This window comes from Gilvimarinus sp. 2_MG-2023 (assembly GCF_030547685.1).
Classification (GTDB): domain Bacteria; phylum Pseudomonadota; class Gammaproteobacteria; order Pseudomonadales; family Cellvibrionaceae; genus Gilvimarinus.
The window spans coordinates 100700-125339 of the sequence record NZ_JAUOQM010000049.1 but is presented as its reverse complement, the minus strand read 5'-3'; the positions used below and the strand labels follow the sequence as shown (position 1 = coordinate 125339).

Sequence of the window (24640 nt, the reverse complement as noted above, 5' to 3'; positions counted from 1 at the left end):
CTGGCGCGCTTAGACTAACTCGCTTTCAGCTTCACCGCCAAACGCCAGTAAAGCCGCGTTAATAAATGCGGTTAGCTCCAACCCCATAATTGAAAACTCATGGTCAAATTGTTCGGCTAGCGATTCTGGCGTGCGATCTCCTGCGCGCTCTAGTAGGGCGTCAGAAAATTTAACTCGTTTGAATGAAAACTGATCATCAATCACGCAGCTGAGTGTTTCTTTCCATTGAATAGCCAGCTTGCTGACGAACATCCCCGTTTCTAAGTGCTGGATTAATTGCTCGTCTAGTAAGTCGAGTTTCTTGCCACGTATGATGCGCTCATCCTGACTTGACATTAACTCGCACTCATCCCCGAGGGTAAAGTCGCCGGGCAAGTCCCCGCTTTTTAGCCAGTGAGTAAGGGTGTTGGTGGTGGCGTTGTGCGGCATTAAAGGAATGCAACGCAAAGACCCCAGCGCATCACGCAGGGCGCTGATCAAGTCTTCGGCGCGATTGGCGCTGGCGCTATCGATCACTAACAGCTTGTTGCGGGTATCGATATAGGCGTGGCTAATGCTGGATTTAGCAAAGGCTTGGGGAAGCATTGAAAAAGTAATTTCGTCTTTTAAATTTTCTCTTTCTTTGCGGCCAACCGGTCGACCTTCTTTCGTTTTAATATCTCGAATGGTGTCTTCTAGCTGTTCTTTGATCACACCAGCGGGAAGAATTTTGTCTTGTTTTTTTGTGCAAATGGCAATGAGACCGTTGGCACCATGTGTCAGTGACTGGCCATCGGGCCCCAGGGGCGATACCCAGCCGTAACGAGTGAGATCCATTTTCCCGCAGGGAGTAAATTCGGCGGTGGCAAGTTTTTCAGCCAATGCTTCTGCTGATAGGGTAAAGGCATCTTGTAAGCGAAAAACTCGCAGGTTTTTATACCACATAATCGTTGTCGGTCCGTTTATCTGCTGGGCGATTGAAATTAAAGGGGGGCGAGTTTAGCACCTTTAATTAAAGGAGTGGCGAGCTGGGGTGGTCTGGTTGTGACTCGCGACGGGTGTATTGAAATATTTCCGTTGGGTTTATTGAGAAAGCTGATGAGTCTTGAATTCAAAAAAATAGATAAATTTCGCTCGATTTGTAATGATTTTTATCGAATATATATTCTAAGTCATTGAAATACAGAGAAATAATAGTCTTATGCGATGTTGAGTTAGAGTGCAGAAACCCCTTGACAACGTTGTCTCGCTATCATAAAGTAAGACAACGTTGTCTTGGGGCGTATTTGTTTCAAGGAACGCAAAATTTTGGTTCGGTCATCGTTATTATGGGCATTTTAGCGGTGACAGGCCAAATCGCGATGTTAAGGAAGGCGTTGCGCGATACTTAGGGACTGAATGTATCATCTATCATGGCTCTCCTTATGGCTGGTGCCCACTGGGCATCAGCCATCTTTTTCAGAGCCTGCCAATTGAATATGTTTTATGTCGGTTCGCTGCGCTACACTGCGAATCGTTTGAGCCGTAAGGCAATACTAAAAATAGCAACGGGGTTACCATGGCAAATCGACCAACAATCAATGACCTAATGTATCTAGGTGTCGATGGCGGAGGCACTAAGTGCCGCGCAATTTTGGTCGATCAAGAAAATCGGGTAATCGGCGAAGGTAACGGTGGCCCGGCGAATCCTTACCATGGTGTGCCGCGCGCTTTAGAATCGATAGTCAATGCCACTGATAACGCATTGCGCTCTGCAGGCCTAAAACCTGAAGACAAGTCTCGCGTCGTTGCCGGTTTGGGGCTGGCGGGTGTTAATGTACCTAGCCTTTACACTATCGTTAAGCAGTGGGATCACCCTTATTACGCCCAGTACTTAACCACTGATTTGCATATTGCCTGTATCGCCGCTCACAATCAGATTGATGGTGCTGTGATTGTCTCTGGTACTGGCTCTTGTGGCTTTGCCCATGTTGGCAATGACACGCTTACTTTAGGCGCTCATGGGTTTCCGTTGGGTGATGTCGGCAGCGGCGCCTGGATGGGACTTGAGTGTATTAAAGCCGTCTTACTGGACTCCGATGATTTGGGTCCCAAAACGGCAATGACTGAGTTGGTGGCAGAGCAGCTCCAAGCTCGCGGGATTATGATTGTGGAGCGCTTAAATGGCGCCAAGTCCAGCGACTACGCAAAAATGGCACCGCTGGTTTTTGCCGCCGCAGAGCAGGGCGATGAAATTGCATTAAGTATTGTTCACGAAGGCGCAGGGTATCTAACTGATGTTGCACGCAAGTTGTGGCAACTAAACCCTCCCCGCATGGCAATGCTTGGCGGCGTGTCACAACGTATTGTCGATTGGATGGATAAAGACATTGCCGCTAAAATGTCGGAAGCATTAAACCAACCAGAGTTTGGTGCGGTTCAATTTGCCCGCACACAGTTCGAAACTCAATCTCGGATAGCTGTCGAATAACCGTGTCTTGAAATAAAGGCTAAGGAGAGGCATGTCCAAGCAACGCTATATTGCACTCGATGCTATGCGTGGCTTAACGCTAGCCCTAATGATTCTGGTGAATACTCCAGGCTCATGGTCTTATGTCTATTCGCCATTGCGTCACGCCGTCTGGCATGGCGCTACGTTTACCGATTTTATTTTCCCCTTTTTCCTTTTTATTGTTGGCTCGGCGATGTTTTTTTCCAATCGCTCACAGGCCGATGTGCCATATTCTGTACGCACGATTAAAATTCTCAAACGCACAATGCTTATGTTTGTCATAGGTATTGGATTGAATTTCTATCCCTTTTCTTCCGATGTTTCCGAATTAAGAATTTTAGGCGTATTGCAAAGAATCGGCCTGGCCTACTGCGCTGCTGCGTTTATTGTTTGGTTGCCGGGCGTTGTGCGGCTTGTAATCAGTGTTGGATTATTGTTGGGTTATTGGGGGTTGTTGAATGCAGTGGCTGAGCCATACAGCTTACTCAACAACTTAGTGCGCCAGGTGGATATCGCTGTTTTGGGAGCGGAGCACCTGTGGCAAGGTAAGGGCATAGCGTTTGATCCGGAAGGGTTGTTGAGTTCGCTGCCTGCCATTGTTAGTGTGATTGCCGGCTTTGAGGCGGCGCGAATATTGATTGCGAGCGAGAATAAGCGCAAGGCTCAATGGGTGTTGGTCGTTATAGCGCTTGCCAGTATTGTGCTTGCGTTGCTGTGGCATCAAGCGTTTCCGCTTAATAAATACTTGTGGACCAGCTCCTTTGTATTGTTAACCAGTGGTGCGGCAATTTTTGTATTGTTGGCCTTGGTGCAGCTGGAAAAATTGAGTGTGTCTAAATCGGTAGAAGTTGCTTTGGCGACACTGGGTAAAAATCCGCTTTTTATTTATTGCTTAAGCATCGTCTGGGTGAAAACCTATTACCTGTTCAGTGTTGGTGGGCAATCACTGTATCAACTCATTTATTCAGGGCTGTGTGTTTTCTTTAATACGTATAACGCATCACTGGTATTTGCATTGGCTCACGTCACAGCACTTTGGCTGATTGCCTGGGGGATGGATCGCAAAAAGATTGTGATTTCGATCTGAAGTCACGTAGGCCGGCTAGGTGCAAGCCTGATACGATGAGAGGATAAGGCGCTAAGGCGCTTGGGTAGATTCGCGAATAATTAGCTCGGGATAAAACCCTTCGCTTTCTACTTTGCGACCATTGCGCAGGCTTTTAATCAGTAAGTTAGTGGCTTTTTGTGCGATAGTGCTGGTCGGCTGGGCCGCTGTGGTTAAATTGGGCCAAGCTTGGCGCGAGAACGGGCTGTCTTCAAAGCCGGCAATCGACAGACGGTTCGGAACATCAACGCCTTGGATGCGTGCCGCAAATAAAGTGCCCGCCGCAATTTCATCGTTACAGGCGAAAATGGCCGTGGGGCGTGCTCCGGGGCTGGACAATACGTTGCGTGTACGCTCAACCCCCGACTCAAACGAGTAGCTACCCGGCAGTACACGTTTATCGATAAATTCTATTTTATTGTCGGCTAAAGCCTGTTTGTATCCTTCCAGACGCTCGCCGCTGGATTGGTGCTCTTCGTCCCCGCCTAAAAATGCAATATCACGATGGCCGAGTTTAATTAAGTGCTCGGTAATAGCGTAGGCTGCATTGCGATCGTCAATAAACACGCAGGGAGATAAGTCGTCGGGCGCGCTGGCGCCGGATAAAACCCGCACAAACTGAATGCCACGCTCGGTAATAGCGGCTAGAATGTCTTTGTTTTCAGAAATTGGGGGCGTTAATACTAAGCCACCCACTCGGCTGCGATCAATCATCTCCATCACTTCTTGGATAATAGTGTGGCTTTTCGCATCGCACGGATGAATCACCAGCTCGTAGCCTTGTGCACGGCATTCATCGAGAATCCCGCGCTGCATGTCAATGACATAGTTGCTGTTGGGGTTGTCGTAAATAAAACCGATAGAGGAAGCTGCACCGCGCAAACCACGGGCTGACAAGTTAGGCTTGTAATTCAGCTGCTTAACCGCCTTCCAGACTTTATCTTGCAAGTCTTGACCTACGGTGCCTTCGTTATTAATAACGCGCGATACCGTTTTAAACGATACCCCGGCAAGCTTTGCTACATCTTTAATAGTTGGTTTCATGGTGCCGAGAGGCTGCTCAATCCGTGTTGAAATTATTATCCCTCGCTAATCAGACCACTTTAGATGGCCGAGCCCTGAGAGAGTGGTTGCGGTAATTTTACAGCCTTTTCACGGCTTATTCGAGCATAATTTATTGCGTGAGTTGTGGGGCTCAGTTTGCCTTAAAAAAAGTAAACTTAACCGCCTGGCTCAAAGGCATCACAGAACACGTTGCGTGGCTTTACCCCAGCTAAAAAACATTGTTTTCGCATTTTATTGACGAAACTTGCGGCACCGCATAAATACACATCAACATTGTTTAATGGAGCAAACTCTTGCCGGATAAGCGGGTAAACATCCGCAATTTCACCTCCGGTAAGTGGTGTTCCTTCCAGGGCCAAAAAGCGAGGTTGAAAGTGGCTGTGCTGGCGAGCGAGCTTGTTAATCTCGTGCTGCCAATACATCGACTGAAAATGTCGAGCGCACATCAAGAAATGAATAGGGCCGGTATGCCCTTGTGTGAGGGCCTCTTTCGCCAGTGCGGTTAAGGTGCCAGCACCGGTGCCAGTGGCTGCCAATAGTAAGGGGGTGGCGGCTTCACTTTGGTAGACGCAATCCCCCAGTGGGCCCTGTAGGCTGAGCGAATCACCAAGCTGTAATGTTTGAGCGGCCCACTGGCTGAATTGTCCATTGGGGCGCACGTCGATATGAAAGCTGAGAAAACGCTCTGTGGGTTGACTGGCCAGAGAAAAGCTACGGGCAATGGTATCGTTACGCCAGAGCGTGACATACTGCCCCGCTTGGTATTTCAGTTCGCCATCGAGCTTGAGCTCAAGGACATCGGGGCGCAGCATCCGTTTACTGACGACACGGGTGGTCAGCATCTCTTGTTTGGGGTTGTAACGCTGTAGTTTAAGGTCACTTTGCGGGTAGCAGCTGCAGCTCAGCATGAGCCCTTTGCTTATTTGTCCGGCCTTGAGCCCAGCTTGTGCTTGGGCGGGTATCTCTCCCGCGCCCACTTGTATTAGGCAGGACTGACACACACCCTGTTTGCAGCTGTGGGGAATTTGTACGCCGGCTTGCAGCAATGTATCCAGTACACTCTGCCCGGGGCCGGGTATTAGGGTTTGGTTTTCAAAGGTCAATTTACTCATAACATCTAGGTTGAGAGTGTGATCACAGCTTCTATTAGGCCATAGAACCTCCGGCGGGGTAAACTGTCAACAGTGCTGGCAGTAGCTTACTTGGTGATACAGAAGCTACTTGGGGGCGGACAATTTACATTGATAAGTGAGGTTGGGATGAGATATACACTAACAATAGTGCTGATGCTGTTGTGCGCTACGGCCGGGGCACAAGAGCCTTATCAGGCTACGGTGGATATATTTAAAAAATCACCCGAGGTGCAAAAATTCTTTCAAAGTGCCTACGGCTACGCGGTGTTTCCTACCATTGGTAAAGGGGCGATAGGCGTCGGTGGCGCGCATGGAAAAGGGCGGGTCTACCAAAATAATCGGCATGTTGGCAACACCAGCATGACCCAACTTAGTATCGGCTTACAGATTGGTGGTCAGGCTTTTAGTGAAATTATTTTCTTTGCCAGCAAAGCCGATTTACGGCGCTTTCAAACCGGTAAGTTTGAGTTTGGTGCTCAGGCTAGCGCCGTGGCGATAACCGCCAGTGCCAGTGCTCAGGTGGGAACCACCGGTATGGCAGCCGGAGCCTCAGGGACATCCGACCAGGCGGGGATACAACGAGCTAAATACAATAATGGTATTGCCATTTTTACCCATGCTAAGGGTGGTTTAATGTATGAGGCGGCGGTGAGTGGGCAAAAGTTTAACTACCAGCCTCTTTAATGAATATCTCTCCCACAAAAAAAGGCCCCACTTAGGGGCCTTTTTTTGTGGCGTTTAAAGTCAATTAGGTTGAAAGTGCGCGGCGCCGATACAGCCACGCCCCTGTTCCCAGCAAGCTTAATAACGCCGCTAGTACAGCCAGAGGACTGTTCACAGGTAAGCCGGCGCCTGCCCCAGTCGTGGAAGCCACACCAACGGGATCCACTAAGCGACCATCGTCGCCTGTACTGTCACCTAAGGTGTCGTCGGTCAGAGTAAAGCTGATCATCGATGCACCTGTGTTCAGTGTGGCACTCGTGAGTTCGTACCACACGTTACCTGCGCCGTAGTTGGGAGACTGGGGGCCGTATTTATGCACCGAGTAGCCCTGAGCGAGATTGCCGCCTTGCCAATGGATTTCAATCGGTGAGGTTTCGCATACAAGCTCAAAACTTGCCAGACCGTCAGGGTATCGGTGTTCCCCGTTGGCCGGTAAGCTGGCGGCATCGATGATTTCGAAACTATCCAGTGTGCAGTTACTGTCGTCAAAGACTAGGGCAACTGGTTTTCCGGTTACAGAGCTAACAATACTGGCTACGCCTGCCTGTAAGTAGTCGTCAGTTCCGTCGTTGTTCACGTCCCCCAGAGGTTGTTCAATGGTTGAGTCTATGCCGTCGCCATCCGGGTCCGGATCAATTGCCGGACCGATGGGGTCGATGATGATATTGGCACTGATTGATTGATCACCCGCCGCATTGTCGGTCAGGCTCCAGCTCATCATTTCATTGGTTGCATCAATCGTACCGGCAAAGTCAAACCAATGCAGTGCCACCACAGAGTTTGGTGTTTCGACGCCAAATTTTCGTATTTGTGTCGCATTGCCCATGCTGCCGCCAGGCAAATGCAACTCCATGTTAGAGCTGCTGCAGCCTTGCAGTTCAAAGCGTGCTATGCCATCGGGGAATGTACGTGGGCCGTCAGTCCCTAGTGTGCTGGCATCGACCATGGTAAAGCTGGCCAGCGTACACGCAGGGTCAAATACTAACGAGGCAGGTAGGCCTGTGACTGGATTGATAATACTGGCTACATGATCTTGCAGGGCGTCGTCGATGGTATCGCCGTTGACATCCCCGAGCGTGCCTTCAATGATAGGATCAACCCCTAAAACTTGTCCCGCGTCTACATCGGACTCGTCGGCAATATCACCCGAGGCTAAAACATTAAAGCTAACCGGATGATCTCTAGAAACATCAGTCGCCCCATCAATTGTGTAAGTTATATTATCTACAATATGCTGGTAAGTACCGGAGGCTGTGCCGGCTGGCACTTCAAGTGAGAGGCTAAACGTACAGCTGTCACCAATGGCAATACTGGCATCGTTTAAAGTGAAGTTACTGGTATTTCCGATGATTTGTGAGCCGGGGCCACAGGGTGTAAGCGGTGTAGTCGTTAAAGACGTTGCCGCCATGGAGTTAATCAATTGATTTGGTCTGAAGTTTAGAGAGGCCAAGGTCACGTCATGCTCACTGGATGTGTTGGTCAGTGTAAAGAACATATCCACAATGTCGCCAGGCTCGGCTGGTTGAGTGCTAAAGCTAGTTTCAATGGTTAACCCCGCCACCTCAATGGACAGAGAGTTTAACGTTTTTTGTATGGTTTCCCCCATATGACTAGAGCTTACAAGCGGCCCAGTTAATGGGTAAATGCCATAGACGGTATCCACGGGTACATGAGTACTGAAAGTAAGCTCGCAACTTTCTCCCGAGGCCAGTGAGCCACCGCTTAAATTGACCACCGTAGTGCCAGTTAATGTGCTATTACAGCCCGCTATGGGAGTGCCAATTGCGCTTAATCCAGGTATGACGGAGTTCAGGTCCAAATTGAACCCGAGGTTGGTGTAAGCCGGGTAAAGATCTTGATCGATAAGTTCTGACCCTGCTCCCGCGCCTAACGCAAGGGTGAAATCGATTAGGCTGCCGGGTTGCGCCAGCAGTGTATTAGCACTAAGAGTGGCTTCAATAGCGCCGACTATCTCAAGTGTATCTGAGCTGACCTGTGCTTTTAGTTCATCCTCGGAGTCTAGTGTGTAAGTGGCCAGATCGGTTCCAGACTCTACAGCGAGGCTCGAGGCTGCATCAGCGCTAATGTTTAAAACAAGGGTAAAAGTACAACTTGTGCCGCCGGATAAGCTCGCATCACTGACTAAGAATCTGGCTGGGTTGAAGTTGGAGTGGGGTTGAAAGGCGAATGTGCCCGTGCCGTTACAGCTCCCGTCTAAGGGAACTGTCACCGCCGTGGCCAGCTCTGGTGGGATAATCTCCGTTACAGTAATGTTAGTAGCCGCGTTTGCTGGGTCCGTATTGGTTAAAGTGAATTCAAGGGAGATGTCGTTGCCGGCCCCCGCTACGGATTCTAAAAAGTCTTTGCTTACCTGCAATGAGTTTGCGATAGATAGGCCTTGGGCGCTGGCGTTACCTATGACAGGTGCGCTGTTAATGGTGCCAGCTGGGTCTGAGTGTATTAAAGGGTAGTTGCCTGCAACCGCACCGGCAGGAACCAGCAGCGGTACATCAAAACTACAGCTAGTGCCGGGGGCGAGACTAAGGCCGGTAGCGCTTAAAATTGCCGTGCCGCTTAAAGAACTGCCGACACCGCAATTGTCATTTAACGGTAGCCCTGTAGCTGTCAGGCCGGTTAAGGCGGCGTCTAAATCTGTGCTAAAACTGATATTTGAGGCTGAGAATTGGCGGTTTGTGTTGGTAAGTGTATAAGTCAGCGTGGCTTGCTCGTTAGGCCGCACAATGGCTGGTGTTAACCGGGATGTCAGATTAATGCTTGAACTCGCTACATTAATTAATTCTGTGGCATAGCCGCTGCTTATAGAAAAATCGGCCAAAACGTCAGACGTTGAAATCAGTACTTCCGGGTGGGTTGCGATCTTTGCATCAAACGTAACGTTACATGTGCTATTTGCCGCTACTGCGGGAAAAGTGGCGTTGCCTGAGTAGTTATAGCTTAAAGTTTGGTTTTCTAGTGTGACGGTCGGCGCAACAGCCGCTGTTCGACAGTCAGTTGTGAAATTGGGGTTGCTGGCAAAGTCCACCCCCTGTGGCAGCAGCACTTCAAATGTCAGAGCTGTGTGCGCCGCCGCATTGGCTGAGTTGTCGATGGTCACCGTTAATGTGGTGGTGGCGCCAAAGGCAAGGTTGTTGGGTGTGGCTAATAGAGAAACGCCAGGGCGAGAGCTATCGACAGTTAAATCAGTGGGTACCGACATACTGCTACCAGCACTGCCACTCAATGTTGTGCCGGCTAGCGTGTGGCTGCCGATTGTTGAGCTGGTGACGGGAATGCGAATGTCGCATTCACTTTGGCCACCTAATCTGCCATTCATTAATGATATGGTACTGCCACCGGTTGGTGCTGTGACATTGCCATAACAGTTAGTCTGGTAGGCGCCTTCGCCGATGGTGACGTCCGCGGGCAAGGAGCTGGTAAATTGCAGGCTGAGATTAGGGAAGGCTGCGCTATTGGTCAAAGTAAAAACCAGCGTGCTTTGGCTGCCAGGGCCGATGGTGTTGGGTGAAAAATCAGCGCTTAAGGTCGACTGCGCCGTGCTGGTCTGAGCGCAAACAGCGACGAGCAGGCCAATAAAATATTTGGCGATTTTCATAAGATGACTCGCTAGCAAAAGGTGGAAAGACGATTAAGTGTTTACTGCACGGCTTCAAGTTGTGCTTTTAAGGCGTCTAACTGCGATTGCTGCTGAATCGTATACAGCGTTAGCTCTTCAACTTTTTTTAAGAGCTGTACCTGCATTTCGGTCATGTTTAAGCCGGTATTGCCGACCTCTGCGGCGGATGGAATGCCTGGCAAGTGGCTGTTGCTGTCCACATATTGATGTAATTCACTTAAAGGCATTAGCGGGTAGTCTTGAGCGAAGACATAGTCCGGGAAGGGGCCTGCGCCTTGGCTGGAGCTAACAGTGCCCGATACATATAAGTTGCCGCTGGTATCAATGGCTGCTCGCTCTACACCACCCACAGCAAAGTGCAGACCATCCTCATTGACAGTGATATCCCACTCAGTGGTAGCGAATCCTTGAGTGCCATCTTGCTCAAGGCGGATGCCCGGAGTATTGCCCGAAATCATATGGAGTTTTTGTTGGGGGCTATCATGTCCTAAGCCAATATTACCTGAGTTGTCGATCACTAGGCTTGATTCGGGGGCGCCGGCCATGAGCGTGAAGTTCTCCCGGCCAGCGGTGGCGTCTTCAATTGAGAAGTGCGAGCGACCACCGTTGACTGTGTCATTGGCAATAAGGCGCCAGTCGTTATTAGGGAAGCTGCTAGTAAGGCTTGTGTCATTAAATAAAATGCGCAAGTTATTCTCTTTTAGCACTACTGAATCAAATGAGAAATTCTCCCCGTCAACGCAATCGTTTCCCACGCACTGGCTGCCATCAATAATCGAGTCGTCGAGGATAACGTTATCGGCAGAGGTGATGGGGGACAAAAGCAGGATGGAGGTGGCAATAAAAAGTGGGTGACGCATGGAGTTTCCCCAATAAAAAGATGTGTTGTAGTTTTAGTTAATTAAATAGTAACCGAAAACTGTGACAGGTTGTGCAAAATATCGCCGTTGTCGTCATTTATTTGGCAGAGGTTGGTTCGTTGCGCCGTGAAAAGAGGGGGGTGACAGTATTCGGTAAGCGGGCGACCAGAGAGGGGATTGGTTTGAGTGTGTTTTAAGTGCTCTGGCCTTTACCTTGTGGGTGTGGAAGTATAAAATGAATGAATGTTCATTATGCGGCGGTTAGGGGTATGACAGACGATAAACGTCGTGCGATTTTAAACGCCACGCTGTGTTTGTTGTCTCAGCGCGGGTTTCACGGATTTTCCATGAAGCAGCTGGCCGAGCGCGCCGGTGTGGCGGCGGGTACTATTTATTTGTATTTCCACGATAAAGAGGACCTGATCCAGCAATTGCACCAAGATATTATCGAGGAGGTGGGGTGTCATTTACTGGCGGATGTGGACGACGATTGGCCAGTGGCGCAGCAGTATCATCAGATTGCCCGCAATTTATGGCAGTTTAGTTTGCAGGCGCCGGAAATTATGCTCAGCAAGGGTCAGTTTGACACCATGCCGCCGGATATTTTATTTGGTGCTAGCTATGAAAGCCCAGAGTTGTTGTTGGCGGCACGCGAGAAAGTGTTTGATCCTGTACGGCCCATCAAAGAGATGTATCAGCGGGGGCGAGATAGCCAACAGTTAAAAAATCTGCCCGAAGATGTTTTGATGGCGCTGAGTATTGAGCCTATTTGCAATTTAGCCCGGGACCACTGCTTGGGCATGATACAACTGGATGAAGCCGGCTTGGGTGCGGTGATAGAGGCCTGTTGGGACGCTATTCGCTATCACCACTAGGTGGAGGGCTTGAGTAAGGCGCTGCACTGGTGTCCATCTATATGTAAACGCGTCCTTACACTTTCAAAGTTTTGTTATTCGACTCACAGTCGACCGAGTTATGCCCCATAATGAACGCTTATTCATTGTGGTGTGCTGAAATTTTACCAGGCAAGCAAAGCCCAAGGGCTAGGAGTATGAGATGTTAACGATTGAAAAACGAGGACGCTGGGCACGGGTTGGGCGAAATACCTTCGCTGGACTGCTGGCGTTGGCGTCATTGGTTGCCTGTGAACAACAAGAGGGCGGGCAGGGGATGGCCGCTGGCGGCCCACCACCCGAGGTGTCGGTTGTCACTCTCACTGAGCAGACCGTTGAGCTAAGCAATGAGCTGCCAGGTCGTACAGTAGCCTTTCGTAAGGCCGAAGTGCGCCCCCAGGTCAGCGGCATTATTGAACAGCGTTTATTCACCGAAGGGGCTCAAGTTGAGCAGGGCCAACAACTGTATCAAATCGATGCCGCGCGCTATCAAGCGGCCGTGGCCAATGCCAAAGCGCAACTTGCTCGGGCACGCGCTACAGTGACCATCACCGAGGCCCGCGAGCAGCGCTATAAAAACCTGTTGGCCGAAAAAGCGGTAAGCCAACAAGAGTACGACGATGCTTTGGGGGCTTACGATCAAGCCAAGGCCGATGTTGCCGTCAGCGAGGCGGCGCTGCGCACCGCGGAGATTGACTTGCGTTACACCGAAGTGAAGGCGCCCATTAATGGCCGTATTGGTATCTCAAGTGTGACCGAAGGGGCACTGGTATCGGCTCAACAGGCCGCTGTACTAACCACGATAACCCAGCTCGATCCCATCTATGTGGATGTTTCACAGTCTGCCAGTCGTACCTTGCAAATGCAGCGCGATGTGCAAAGCGGCAAAACCAGCCGCACCGGGACGCCAAAGGTCAAATTGATTTTGGACGATGGCAGCGAGTACATGCATGAAGGTGAGTTGCAGTTTTCCGATGTGAGTGTCAATGAGAGCACCGGTACTGTTGTGGTACGGGCGTTGTTTCCCAACCCTGAAGGTATGCTAATGCCCGGTATGTTTGTCCGTGCCAACCTGACTGAAGGGGAGCGCCAAAACGCGATACTGGTACCGCAGCGTGCTGTTATTCGCGACCGTGAGGGCAATGCCAGCGTCATGTTGGTCAATGCCGAGAGCGTCATCGAGCCTCGCCCTGTGGTTGCCAATCGAGCGATCGGCAGTGACTGGTTGGTAGAGAGCGGTCTGGCCGCCGGAGATAAAGTGGTCGTCGCCGGGTTACAAAAAATTCGTCCGGGTGCAACTGTAACCACCGTCGAAGCGGGCAGCGCACAAGGGGAGTAATGTATGGCGAAGTTCTTTATTGATCGCCCGGTTTTTGCCTGGGTTATCTCAATTATTATTATGTTGGCCGGGTTGTTGGCAATCAACACCTTGCCAATATCTCAGTACCCCGAGGTAGCGCCACCTTCGGTGGAAATACGCACTTCTTACCCGGGCGCGTCGGCTAAGGTTGTGGAAGACTCGGTGGTGCAGATTATCGAGCAAAACCTAACCGGTATCGATAATGTTCAGTACATGTCTTCTACCAGTGACTCATCAGGGGTAGGGCAGATTACGGTGACCTTTGAGGCCGGAACCGACCCGGATATTGCTCAGGTTCAGGTACAGAATAAACTTCAGGGCGCAATGACGCTATTGCCGCAAGAGGTTCAGCAGCAAGGTATTAGAGTCAACAAGTCGTCGGCCGGTTTTCTGTTGGTGTTGGGGTTTGTTTCTAACGACAACAGCTTAGACAAATACGATATCGCCGATTATGTTGCCGCCAACGTGCGCGAGCCATTAAGCCGTGTCGGCGGGGTGGGGGACATCACCATTTTTGGCTCCCAGTACGCCATGCGTATTTGGCTCAATGCCGATAAGCTCGCGACCTACAAGCTGACTACCGAAGACGTCGTGACCGCGATTAAAGCGCAAAACGTACAAATTGCCGCTGGTGAGTTGGGTGGGGCACCCGCGCTGCCGGGCCAAGATGTGAACGCCAGCATTGTGGTGCAGTCGCGTCTGGAAACCCCCGAACAGTTTCGCAATATATTATTGCGGGTGAATGAGGATGGCTCGCAAATTCGTATTGGCGATATTGCCAAGGTGGAGCTTGGTGGTGAAAACTATCAGTTCCAGACTGAGTATAACGGCCAGTCTGCCACAGGCTTAGCCGTAACCTTGGCTTCTGGGGCCAATGCACTGGAAACCGCAGAAAATGTACGCGAACGTATTGCTGAATTAAAACCTTATTTTCCGAATTCTCTTGAAGTGGCCTATCCCTTCGATACCACGCCCTTTGTGAAGCTTTCTATTGAGGGCGTAGTGCACACCCTGATTGAAGCGGTGGTGTTGGTGTTTTTGGTGATGTATCTATTCTTGCAGAATTTCCGCGCCACATTAATTCCAACCATCGCGATTCCGGTCGTGTTATTGGGGACCTTTGCCATCCTGGAGGCCTTTGGCTTTAGTATTAATACCCTGACCATGTTTGCCATGGTGTTGGCTATCGGTCTGTTGGTGGATGACGCCATTGTGGTGGTGGAAAACGTCGAACGGGTGATGCACGAGGATAAATTACCGCCGCGCGAGGCGACGCGAAAATCCATGGATCAGATTACCGGTGCCCTGATCGGTATTGCCTTGGTTTTGTCCGCGGTGTTTGTACCTATGGCCTTCTTCGGTGGTTCGACCGGGGTGATTTACCGACAGTTCTCGATCACGATTGTGTCGGCTATGGTGCTTTCTGTAGTTGTCGCCCTGACACTGACGCCGGCTTTGTGTGCGGTGATGCTAAAGCCTGGTGGCGAAGGGCACTACGATAAAAAAGGTTTTTTTGGTTGGTTTAACCGTTTCTTTGATCGCTCATCATCGGGCTATCAGGGCAGTGTTAAACATATTCTGGCTCGTAAATCTCGCTTTATGGCCGTATATGTCGTTATTGTCGTTGTGCTCGGGGTTTTGTTTGGCCGCTTGCCGGGTTCGTTCTTACCCGATGAAGACCAAGGCATTATGTTTACCCAAATGAGCTTGCCGGTGAACTCCACCAAAGAGCGCTCCATTGAGGTCATGAACAAGGTCGAAGACTATTATCTTAACCAGGAAGAGGCGGTAGTCGAGTCGGTTTTCTCGGTAATTGGTTTTAGTTTTAGTGGGCGTGGTCAAAACAATGGTATTGCCTTTGTTAAATTGCGCGACTGGGATGAGCGCACTGATGCCGGGCAAGATGTTCAGTCCTTAGCCGGACGCGCCATGGGGTATTTCTTTACTATTAAAGAAGCCATGATCTTTCCGTTTGCGCCGCCACCGATTATTCAGTTGGGCACCGCCTCGGGCTTTAACATGCAGCTGAAAGATTTGGGGGGGCAGGGTCATGAAGCGCTGATGAATGCCCGCAATCAAATGTTGGGTATGGCGTCCCAAGAGTCTGAACTGGTCGGGGTTCGTCCCAACGGGCAGGAAGACACGCCGCAGTTTAAGCTGGACGTTGATCTGGAGAAAGCCTCGGCCCTGGGTATACCTATCAGCCAAATTAACAGTGTGTTCTCCACCGCCTGGGCTGCATCTTATGTTAACGACTTTATTGATAACGGTCGTATTAAGCGGGTGTATGTGCAGGGTGATGCCCCGTATCGCATGATGCCGGAGGATGTCGGCGACTGGTATGTGCGCAATGCAGCGGGTGATATGGTGCCATTCTCAGCCTTCTCAACCGGACGCTGGATCTACGGTTCGCCACGCCTTGAGCGCTATAACGGTGTGTCTTCGGTGAATATTCAGGGGCAGGGCGCACCGGGTGTTAGCTCGGGTCGGGCGATGGAGGTTATGGAATCCCTGGCCACCCAGTTGCCGCCGGGCATTGGCTTTGAGTGGACTGGCATGTCACTGCAGGAAAAAGAGTCTGGTGATCAGGCACCTTTGCTTTACGCACTGTCTATTTTAGTGGTGTTTTTATGTCTGGCCGCTCTTTACGAAAGTTGGACGGTGCCGTTCTCGGTTATGCTCGTCGTGCCTTTGGGTGTGCTAGGGGCTATGCTGTTCGCCATGGGACGAGGGCTATCCAACGACGTTTATTTCCAGGTAGGGCTTTTGACTACCGTGGGGCTGTCGGCTAAAAATGCTATTTTGATTGTGGAGTTTGCCAAAGACTTGTACGAAGAGGGTATGGACTTGGTGAAGGCTACGATGGAAGCGGTGCGTATGCGTTTGCGTCCGATTATTATGACATCGTTGGCGTTTGGTCTTGGCGTAACCCCCTTGGCTATTAGTACCGGTGCGGGTTCAGGCGCGCAAAATGCGATTGGTACCGCGGTATTAGGTGGTATTATTTCTGCGACCTTCCTCGCTATTTTCTTTGTACCATTGTTTTATGTTGTGGTGGTAAAGTTAGGTGAGTGGGTGACCGGGCGCAATAAATCGGCGTCGTAAGCGTAACTGACCACATAAAAAAAGGCGGCCATTGGCCGCCTTTTTTTTTGGTTTGAAACCCGTTAATTGTTAATCGCTTTCTGCAAATCGATGCAAATATTGCGTGAAAACTGTGACTGTCAATTCAGCTTCTTGTAAGAATAATGTGTAGGCCGATTCCAGTTGTGTGTTGTCGTTGTTTTTTGCCGCCTGCTCTAAGTTGTCGGCCGCTTGCTGCAAACGGTGCGCCTTGAGTTGTCCGGCACTGCCTTTAATAGTGTGGGCGTGAAACTCAATAGACTGAGTTTCGTTCTGGGTTTTCGCTTGAGTTATCTCTTGCAAACGTTCCGGCATTTTTTCACAAAACTGTTGGACAAGATTGGCGAGTATATCATCGCGTTTAAACAGGCTAGTGAGTGCGGCCTCCTGATCCCAAATCTGCTCTGCAGCGGGTTTTTTCTCCTGAGGTGCATATTCCGTGTTGTCATCGAGTAGCCATTTTTGCAGGCAGATAAGCAGTTCGGGGACTTGCACTGGTTTGCCCAGGTAATCGTTCATACCTGCTGCTAAACATTTCTCGCGGTCGCCGCTCATAGCATTGGCGGTGAGCGCGACAATGGGAATATTAATGTAAGCGACGCCGGCTTCACCGGCGCGAATACGTCGGGACGCTTCAAACCCGTCCATTTCTGGCATTTGACAGTCCATTAATATTAATGAATAAGGGTAGGCATCCGGTGCTTGTTGTAGCACCTCGAGAGCCTCAGCACCATGGCCAGCAATGGCGGAGCCAAGCCCTAGTTCAGTGAGTATCAACTGAGCAACTTCTTGATTGATGGAATTGTCCTCAACAATAAGTATCCGGCTACTTGCTGGCCAAAGGTAAGAAGAGTCTTGTGCCGATTTAAATTCGTTATTCATTTTAACCTTTTCCACATGTTGTACCGTGGCTTCATTATGAGTGGCATCAAGAATATTCTTTAGTTCGGTATTCGTGGGGGGTTGAAATATTCGCGAGTCAAATCCTGTGGCGGTGTAGGGTTCACTCATTTGGGTGATAGCAATTAGCTTGCGACATAAGCCCTGCTGGCGCAGATTGTGTGCGTTTGTTTTTATAACATCGTCACTATGGGTATCCAATAAAATCGCATCCAGCGGCAATAAATCATTGTGCAGCGTTTGGATGTGGCAAATAGTGGCTCCCCAGTGAGAAAACTGCCGTTCAATAATATTTTGCAGCTCTTTGCTGGGGCTAGCAACCGCAATTTTTATTTCGCGTGGCAAGGCTTGAGGTGGTAGGTATAACGTTTCATTGGCGGCATTTAAATTCACGTAGAAATGAAAGCTTGAGCCCTCGCCAGGTTTACTGGTAACACTAATATTGCCCTGCATTAAATCCGTAAGTTTGCGGCAGATGGCAAGCCCCAGGCCAGAGCCGCCGTATTCGCGAGTGGTGGAGGCGTCCAGTTGCGAGAAGGCTTGAAATAGATGCTCGGCTTTTTTCGGGTTGATGCCGATGCCCGTATCACTGATCGTAGCTTCAAATTTAACTTTGCCGTCGTGATGGCGAGACTTGCAGTGAATTGTAACCTGTCCGTCATGGGTAAATTTAATGGCATTACCCACTAGGTTGGTAAGTATTTGTTGCAGTCGACCCGGGTCGCCCATGACTGAGGCCTCTTCGAGGTCGCAGGTGTCGAGCAGAAGTTCTAGCCCCTTATCTTGCGCGCGCATTGCCTGTGTATGACCCAACGTATCTAACAGTTTGTGTAGGTCGAAAGCAATATTGTCCATCTCAAGTTTTCCGGCATTTACTTTGGAAAAGTCTAGAATGTCATTGATGATTGTAAGCAATGATTCAGCGCTGGTTTTAGCGATGAAGATTTTGTGTAGGTCACTCTCCTCCAATGGCGAGCGTTGCAGCAAGTTCAACATGCCCAGTACACCGTTCATTGGTGTGCGAATTTCGTGGCTCATTACGGCTAAGAATTCACTTTTGGTGGCGTCGGCGGCTTCGGCTTGTTCTTTGGCACTTTGTAATATTTGTTCGGCAAGCTTGCGTTCGTGTATATCTTGGAATGAGCCAAATAAACGTATGCATTGTTGTTGCTGAAAATCTGCTTTACCCGTTGATGCCACCCAGCGCTCGTTGCCTTTGGCGGTGACAATTCTCAGCTCTGTGGTAAAAGGCTCGCCGGTTTTTATGGTGTTTTCTACCAGACGAATAATTTTCTCTCGATCCTCGCCTTCTTTATAAAACTCAATGCCGCCCTCTAGTGTTGGCGTAAAGTTATCATCTACCTCGTGAATTTCACGGGTCATGTCCGACCAGTAAATGGTGCCCTGAGTTAGATTGACTTCCCAGGCGCCAATGCGTCCCAGTTGGCTCATCGCCTGCAGCATTTCTTGTTGGCGTTTTATCTTATCGGCGCTCTGTTGGCGCTCGGTGATGTCGATAGCGGAGGCGTAAAATTTTCCGGTTTGTGGGTCTGGTGAAGTATTCCACAAAAGAGTGCGATAAGAGCCGTCTTTACAGCGTGTTCGATTAGTATAAGAGTTGGTCGGTTTGCCAGAGGCAATATTATGTATTTCTTGCTGCGCATTGACCTGGTCATCGGGGTGGCAAAGATCAGTCGATTGCAACCCTGCCAGCTCTTCTTCGGTATAACCCAGTGCTTGGCAAAAACTCTGATTGATGCGTTCAAAGTATCCCGCAGAGTCGGTAATGCACATAAACGCACTGGCGTTATTAAAAAACTGATTGATCTGCCGTTCTGATTGTTCGAGTTTGAACAGTGCAGATTTATGCTCGCTGATATCGAGATGCGTGCCCACCATGCGGATGGGGTCGCCGCTATCGCCCCACTCTACAACCTGACCGGTTGTTAACACCCATACCCAATGCCCTTCTTTGTGGCGCATGCGTATTTCGCAGGTGTATTGAGTCGTTTCACCTTGCCAGTATGCATTGAGGACTTGGTGGGCTACATCTTGGTCATCTGGGTGTACAAACTTATCCCACGTATTAAAGTTGGTGGGTTGCAGCTCTTCTAAATCATAGCCGATGATTTCCGCCCAGCGCTGATTAAACATGGTGGTGTTTGTGGTAATGTTCCAGTCCCAGATCCCTACACCTGTGCTGTTAATCACCAATTCTAGCTGTCGCTGATGCTCTTTAAGTTGTTTTTCAGCGGCTAATCGGGCACTGATATTTTGAAAGATTGACCAAACGTAGCGATGCCCCTTCCGATCGGTCATTAAAATACCATTCAGTTGTACCGGAATGGTATGGCCATCTTTGTGGGTAAGCTCGTTAACAAACGGGCCGTATCTACCCTTGGTCTTTAATTGCTCGATATGTTTATTTTGTTCGTTACTGCCGGACTGGCTGGAGACATCTTCATAGGTCAATTTGTTAATTTCATCGTGTCCGTAGCCCAGCATTTTTTGCAGAGCAGTATTGTTATCGATAAAGCGGCCACTGTGATACTCGTTTAGTGCTATGCCCAGTGGGGAAAGATCAAATAGGCCCTGCAGTCGCTCTTCGGAGTGTTGCCGTGTTTTTAATAAATGCAACACCCACAGGGCTTTGAATAACACCAGTAAGCACAAGGTTATAGTAAAGGCTCGCAACCAGATCGAGCTGCTGGCGCTGGTGTCCCAGCCAGCATTAGGAATAGCCGCAATGTCCCAGCTTGCACTCGGTAAATAAATTTTGGCGATCACTGGGTTTTGTGTAAACAGTGTACGATTGCCAAAAAAAGGTATGCCTGAGCCATCCGATTCGGGACTGTGGCGCAGAGCTAGGCGCAAGGTGTCAACCTTGTTTAGGCCACTGATACTGAAGTAGTTCTCAAGCTCGATAACCGCCGCTACCATCCCCCAAAACTCGCCTGTTTCGAGGACTACTGGGATGCGTGCGATCAATGCCTGCCCACCTTGAATAAGCTCGATTGGGCCTGCCAGAGACATCTGGCCCGATTCGATAGCGGCCTGAATACCATGGGTTTTTTCATCCAGATCGCGGTAATCCAGCCCCAGAGCAGCCTCGTTACCCTGCAGCGGGTAAATCATGCGAATAACCAGGTCGGGCACGCCGGCAACATGCTTGAGTAGAGGCTGGTTGACGACTAGGTGATCGGCATAACGGCTAAATTCGGTTTGCGTCATAGCCGGGTTGGCTTTAATTGCAGCTACCATGCCCTGTGCGGTTTGCAGGCTGCTGGTGATCTGCCCTTCCAGCTCGGCGCGGATAAACGCGAGTTCGTCGGCGACTTCGTTGCGCTGAGCCTGTATATGGTGCTTGTTATTGGTGGCGTCGACATAAAATCCACCGAGTATCACTGAAATAAGCACAATGGTGGTAATAGCGATGTAAGAGTAACGCGTGCGTTGGGTTTGGTTGCGCTTGTGCGGCTGTAAATCGGATGTGGTTTGGGGATTCATAGGGGACCGGCAGTGTGAGCAGATATACCACAACTATAGCGCAGACTACGCGGGAGGGGGAAACAGCCTGTTAATTCTGTTCGCCGTTAAGCGAACGTGGGGGTGAAAGGGGGGGGTAAAAGCGCTAAGGTGGGCTATAAGGGCCCACCTTAGACTGTATCTCCGGCTAGTCTAACTGTACAAAAACCGCTGTGGTTAAAGCGGGCACGATTAGGCTATTGCCGTCGGCATTTGCCTGTCGTGTGGCGCTGTCGGCGGAGTTTTGTTGTACTGGGTGCAATGTGAAATTCCCCGCCACGGGGGTGTCAAGTTGCAGACTTTGGGCCTGCGGATTGAACACTACCAGCACGGTTTGGTAGGTGCTATCCAGCCCTAAGGTGTCCTGCAGACTCATGACGATAACTCCCGAGGTCTGTTCAGGTCCGGTGTTATGAAAACCCAATACTTGCTGTACGGCACTGGCATCGCGCAGTCGAAACAGTGGCGAGCTGGCACGTATGGCGAGCCACTCTTTGAACAATTCGCGCGCCTTTTCAATATCGGCCGCTGCAGGCGATGTATTGGGGTTGCTGAGAATCGATTGAATCAACGGCCAGTTGGCGCCGTCTTTATCTTCGCGCGGCAGTCCCACATCCCAGTTGTTGCTCTGGCCGGTAAAGTCGACCCGGTTAAACCAGTCACCCGAGTCGTAGCTGTCACGCTGCATGGATTTGGAGCGCAGAAGATCGACCCCCATATGGATAAACGGAATGCCTTGGGCGAGCATGGGCACACTGAGGGAGAAGTTCTGCATGCGCATGCGCTCGTTGGAGGTCATGGCGCTGGGGGCTTTGTATTGCAGATTGTCCCACAGGGTTTGGTTGTCGTGCTTAGAGATATAGTTAATGCTCTCTTGCGGGTCTTCCGTGTAACCGGCATACAGGTCGAAATAGGGCACCTCGCCACCTGTGGTGGTTTGGCCGTTGCGGTCGATCAAAGAGTAGCTTGTTAAGCTGCCGGCTAAATTGACGCGCAGGCGGTCGGTGAGATCATCCAGTGCGTCTCGCTCGTCTGCAGTGCCAGAGTTTAACTCGTTAGGGTAGTGATAAAGGCCGGTGCCGTAACCCTGGTTGCGGCGAATAGCGTCGCCACTGTCGAAGGGCCCGCCGCCGCGTACGGCGTCGCGAATACGGTCATTGAAGCTGCCCACACCGGTGCCAGCCATATTGTTCTGAATGGCATTGATGCCGCGTCGGCTGTTGGCAACCTCGCCAAAGTTCCAGCCTTCGCCGTAAAAATAGGTGTCGGGGTCGACCGCCTGAACGGCAGTGCGTGCGGCCAGAATGTCTTCGCGCATATGGTGCCCCATTAAATCGAAACGAAAGCCATCGATTTTGTAGGCGTCGGCCCAAACGACCAGTGAATCGACCATCAGCTTTTCCATCATTTCGTGTTCGCTGGCGGTATTGTCGCAGCACGATGACATCTCAACCGCGCCGGACAACTCATTGCGCCGGTGGTAATAGCCGGGAACCAGTTTATCCAGCACTGATTTATCTGCCAGGCCCGAGGCGTTGGTGTGGTTATAGACTACATCCATCACAACCCGCAGGTCTAAGGCGTGCAGCGCCTGCACCATTTGTCGGAACTCGACAATGCGGGTAAAGCCTTCACCACTGGTGGCGTAGCTGCCTTCGGGTGTTGTGTAGTGGTAGGGGTCGTAGCCCCAGTTAAACGAATCCAGGCCGCGTATATCGTTCATCAGTGCCTGAGCCTCACCGCTGGTGCTGTCAAAACCGGCGAGAATCGATTCGAGGCTGGCACTGCTATCGGCGGATTGGCAAATTGTGGCGCTGGCGTTCAGTGCGCATAAGTCCCCGACGGTATCGGTAATATCCACGCGTTGACTTTCGTCTTCGTCTACCGTGGCGATATCAAAGGTGGGCAGTAAATGAATGGTGTTCAGGCCCGCCTGTTGTAGCTCGCGCAGATGCTGCACCGGAGCTGTCTCCTGCTCGGTAAAGGCTAAATATTTGCCTCGGTAGGACTCGGTAGTGCTGGCATCGAGCGCCGAGAAGTCGCGAATGTGCACCTCGTAGATAACGGAGTCCTCAGGTGCATCTAGCGGCGGTATGCTGTGACTCGACCAGCCATCGGGCTGTGTGTCGGGTCGGCTGAGATCGACCACTTGCGCGAGGCGACTGTTGCTGGACAAATTTAGGGCGTAGGGGTCAGTGGCGGTAAGCGACTCCACCTGGTCCGTAGCATAGTGGTAGAGGTCAAAACGGTATTGATAGTAAGCGCCGTGCAAGTCGTCACTGAGACTGACGCTCCATACGCCCGCCGGGTCTTGAGTCATCGGATGGCTGGCTTGGGGCTGATCGTCAGTGGCGCTGGCAAAGACTTCCAGTGTCATGTTTCGCGCGGTCGGTGACCACACGGCAAAGTGTGTTTGCTCGCCACTTATCCAACTGCCGAGCTGGGCATCGTTGGCGTAATAGGCGTCGAGCGCGCCGGAGATTTGTACACCGGTGGCCTTGAGTAACTGATCTTCACTGTCGTAGGCCGCGAGTACCAACTCGCCTGCCAGCCAAGCGGCACGGTCTATCTCAGTGGTGTCCACTTTCCAGGCCTGCCAGTCGGCAAGGTGAGGAAATTTCTGTGCGCTAGCGCTACTGACGGTTGAATTGCTTAACGCTATCGAATGGCCGCCGGTCAATTGGTTGTCGGCCACTGTAATGTCGCCGTTACTATCGCTGTGCAGCATCACGCGTGCAGTTTGGGCGGGCGCATTCCACAGCACGGTATCGGTATCCACCCAGTGCGAGCTAAACCCCTCCTGGGTGACTTGTGCCGGGCCTTGATCACCGCCATAGACAATGACATTCGAGCCGTGGTTGGTATAGGCGATATTGCCTTGGCTTAAGTCGAAAACCCCATCGCTGTCGCCCAGTGCCTTTTCATCGCCTTGGTGGACGATAAAGTTAATACAGCCGCCGGGCTCGTTTAAATCGAGTATAAAATAAGCGCCGCGCTCGGCGTCGATGCCTGTGGGCGCCATAGGGGCATCCCAGGTGATACCGTTGATGCTGTTGTCGGCCAGCGCATTACAGCTGCCGCCATTCCAAAGGTGTAGCCCCCAGTTGTCGTAGTCACCATCGGGGCGCGTATAGAAAATCGCCGCCTGTGTATCGCTAAGGGAAAACGGCAGAGATGACTCGCCGCTGTCGTCTTCGGGGTATTCAAGATTGGACAGTCCGTGCTGGGTCAATAAAACCGGGCCGCGGGTTAAATCAAACACTAAGTCCGCTTGTCCCAAGGCTTTGTCGTCGCCCGAGTGAACAATAAAATTAAAACAACCACCATCGGCAACCGGGGCATTTAAATCCAGTATGTAGTAAGCGCCGTTGCTGTCGGTAACGCCACTGGCAGGCAGGGGTGAGTCCCAGGTGATGGCGGCAATGGCGTCAGCATCCAGCGCGCCACAGGCATCGTCATTCCAAAGATGCAGTCCCCAGCCGTCATAAGCCTCATCGGAGCGCTGGTAAAATAAAATGGCCTGATCGTCGGCCAGATCAACCGGTAGCTCCATACCCGGCGCAACGCTGGAGCTTGACGCCTGGGATGAACTGCTGGCTACACTGGATGATGAGCTGGAATGGTTGTCGGAATGGTCATTGCCGCCGCCACAGGCGCTGAGTATGGCCGCGGTAAGCAAACACGTAATTTGCACGGAACGCATGGTGAACCTCTCGAAATATTATGATTATTGGAGTGTTAGCAGGTTGTTGAAAACCTGCTAGAGGTTACGTCAGGAGTTCGAGCGGGAAAATTTGCATACGTATACATTGCAGATGAATACGTATGCAGAGTGTCGATCAGGCTTGA

General features: G+C 50.8%; 13 protein-coding genes. 6 read left to right on the top strand and 7 right to left on the bottom strand.

Annotated features, from left to right (window positions below):
• Positions 1 to 9: 9 nt before the first annotated feature.
• Positions 10 to 924, bottom strand: a complete 915-nt coding sequence (gene rdgC, locus Q4526_RS14820) for a recombination-associated protein RdgC (RefSeq protein ID WP_215977875.1) — start codon at positions 922 to 924, stop codon at positions 10 to 12.
• A gap of 613 nt (positions 925 to 1537) precedes the next feature.
• On the opposite strand from rdgC, the gene nagK reads away from it, so the two are divergent.
• Both nagK and Q4526_RS14810 read left to right on the top strand, forming a co-directional pair.
• Positions 1538 to 2449 carry an N-acetylglucosamine kinase gene (gene nagK / locus Q4526_RS14815; protein WP_215977874.1) on the top strand — a complete coding sequence of 304 codons (912 nt, stop codon included), beginning with the start codon at positions 1538 to 1540 and terminating at the stop codon, positions 2447 to 2449.
• A 31-nt stretch (positions 2450 to 2480) separates the two neighbouring features.
• Positions 2481 to 3557, top strand: coding sequence for an acyltransferase family protein (locus tag Q4526_RS14810; RefSeq protein WP_215977873.1), 1077 nt, complete (start codon positions 2481 to 2483; stop codon positions 3555 to 3557).
• Positions 3558 to 3608: 51 nt separating this feature from the next.
• Here Q4526_RS14810 and Q4526_RS14805 read toward each other — a convergent pair whose 3' ends face one another.
• A complete protein-coding gene (locus tag Q4526_RS14805) occupies positions 3609 to 4619 on the bottom strand; it encodes a LacI family DNA-binding transcriptional regulator (protein ID WP_215977872.1) in 1011 nt (336 codons plus the stop codon).
• A 176-nt stretch (positions 4620 to 4795) separates the two neighbouring features.
• Positions 4796 to 5752, bottom strand: a complete 957-nt coding sequence (locus Q4526_RS14800) for a 2Fe-2S iron-sulfur cluster binding domain-containing protein (protein ID WP_215977871.1) — start codon at positions 5750 to 5752, stop codon at positions 4796 to 4798.
• Between the two features lie 174 nt (positions 5753 to 5926).
• Here Q4526_RS14800 and Q4526_RS14795 point away from each other — a divergent pair, with 174 nt between their 5' ends.
• Positions 5927 to 6457 (top strand): lipid-binding SYLF domain-containing protein, encoded by a 531-nt coding sequence (locus Q4526_RS14795; RefSeq protein ID WP_303609684.1) that lies wholly within the window; start codon positions 5927 to 5929, stop codon positions 6455 to 6457.
• Between the two features lie 64 nt (positions 6458 to 6521).
• Here Q4526_RS14795 and Q4526_RS14790 read toward each other — a convergent pair whose 3' ends face one another.
• Together Q4526_RS14790 and Q4526_RS14785 are read right to left on the bottom strand one after the other, a co-directional pair.
• A complete protein-coding gene (locus tag Q4526_RS14790) occupies positions 6522 to 10109 on the bottom strand; it encodes a choice-of-anchor U domain-containing protein (RefSeq protein WP_215977869.1) in 3588 nt (1195 codons plus the stop codon).
• Positions 10110 to 10150: 41 nt separating this feature from the next.
• Entirely contained in the window at positions 10151 to 10990 is an 840-nt protein-coding gene (locus Q4526_RS14785) for a hypothetical protein (protein ID WP_215977868.1), read from the bottom strand.
• Between the two features lie 269 nt (positions 10991 to 11259).
• Between Q4526_RS14785 and Q4526_RS14780 the strand changes: the two genes are divergently transcribed.
• From Q4526_RS14780 to Q4526_RS14770, 3 genes are all read left to right on the top strand, one after another.
• Positions 11260 to 11865 carry a TetR/AcrR family transcriptional regulator gene (locus Q4526_RS14780; protein WP_215977867.1) on the top strand — a complete coding sequence of 202 codons (606 nt, stop codon included), beginning with the start codon at positions 11260 to 11262 and terminating at the stop codon, positions 11863 to 11865.
• 181 nt (positions 11866 to 12046) lie between these two features.
• Positions 12047 to 13222, top strand: coding sequence for an efflux RND transporter periplasmic adaptor subunit (locus tag Q4526_RS14775; RefSeq protein ID WP_215977866.1), 1176 nt, complete (start codon positions 12047 to 12049; stop codon positions 13220 to 13222).
• Positions 13223 to 13225: 3 nt separating this feature from the next.
• Positions 13226 to 16348 (top strand): efflux RND transporter permease subunit, encoded by a 3123-nt coding sequence (locus Q4526_RS14770; protein ID WP_215977865.1) that lies wholly within the window; start codon positions 13226 to 13228, stop codon positions 16346 to 16348.
• A gap of 69 nt (positions 16349 to 16417) precedes the next feature.
• Here the strand turns inward: Q4526_RS14770 and Q4526_RS14765 are convergent, their stop codons facing one another.
• Complete coding sequence (locus tag Q4526_RS14765; protein ID WP_215977864.1) at positions 16418 to 20773, bottom strand: PAS domain S-box protein; 4356 nt, start codon at positions 20771 to 20773, stop codon at positions 16418 to 16420.
• Positions 20774 to 20939: 166 nt separating this feature from the next.
• Positions 20940 to 24494: a pullulanase-type alpha-1,6-glucosidase gene (pulA, locus tag Q4526_RS14760; RefSeq protein ID WP_303609679.1), complete on the bottom strand. Its 3555-nt coding sequence runs from the start codon at positions 24492 to 24494 to the stop codon at positions 20940 to 20942.
• Positions 24495 to 24640 lie beyond the last annotated feature (146 nt).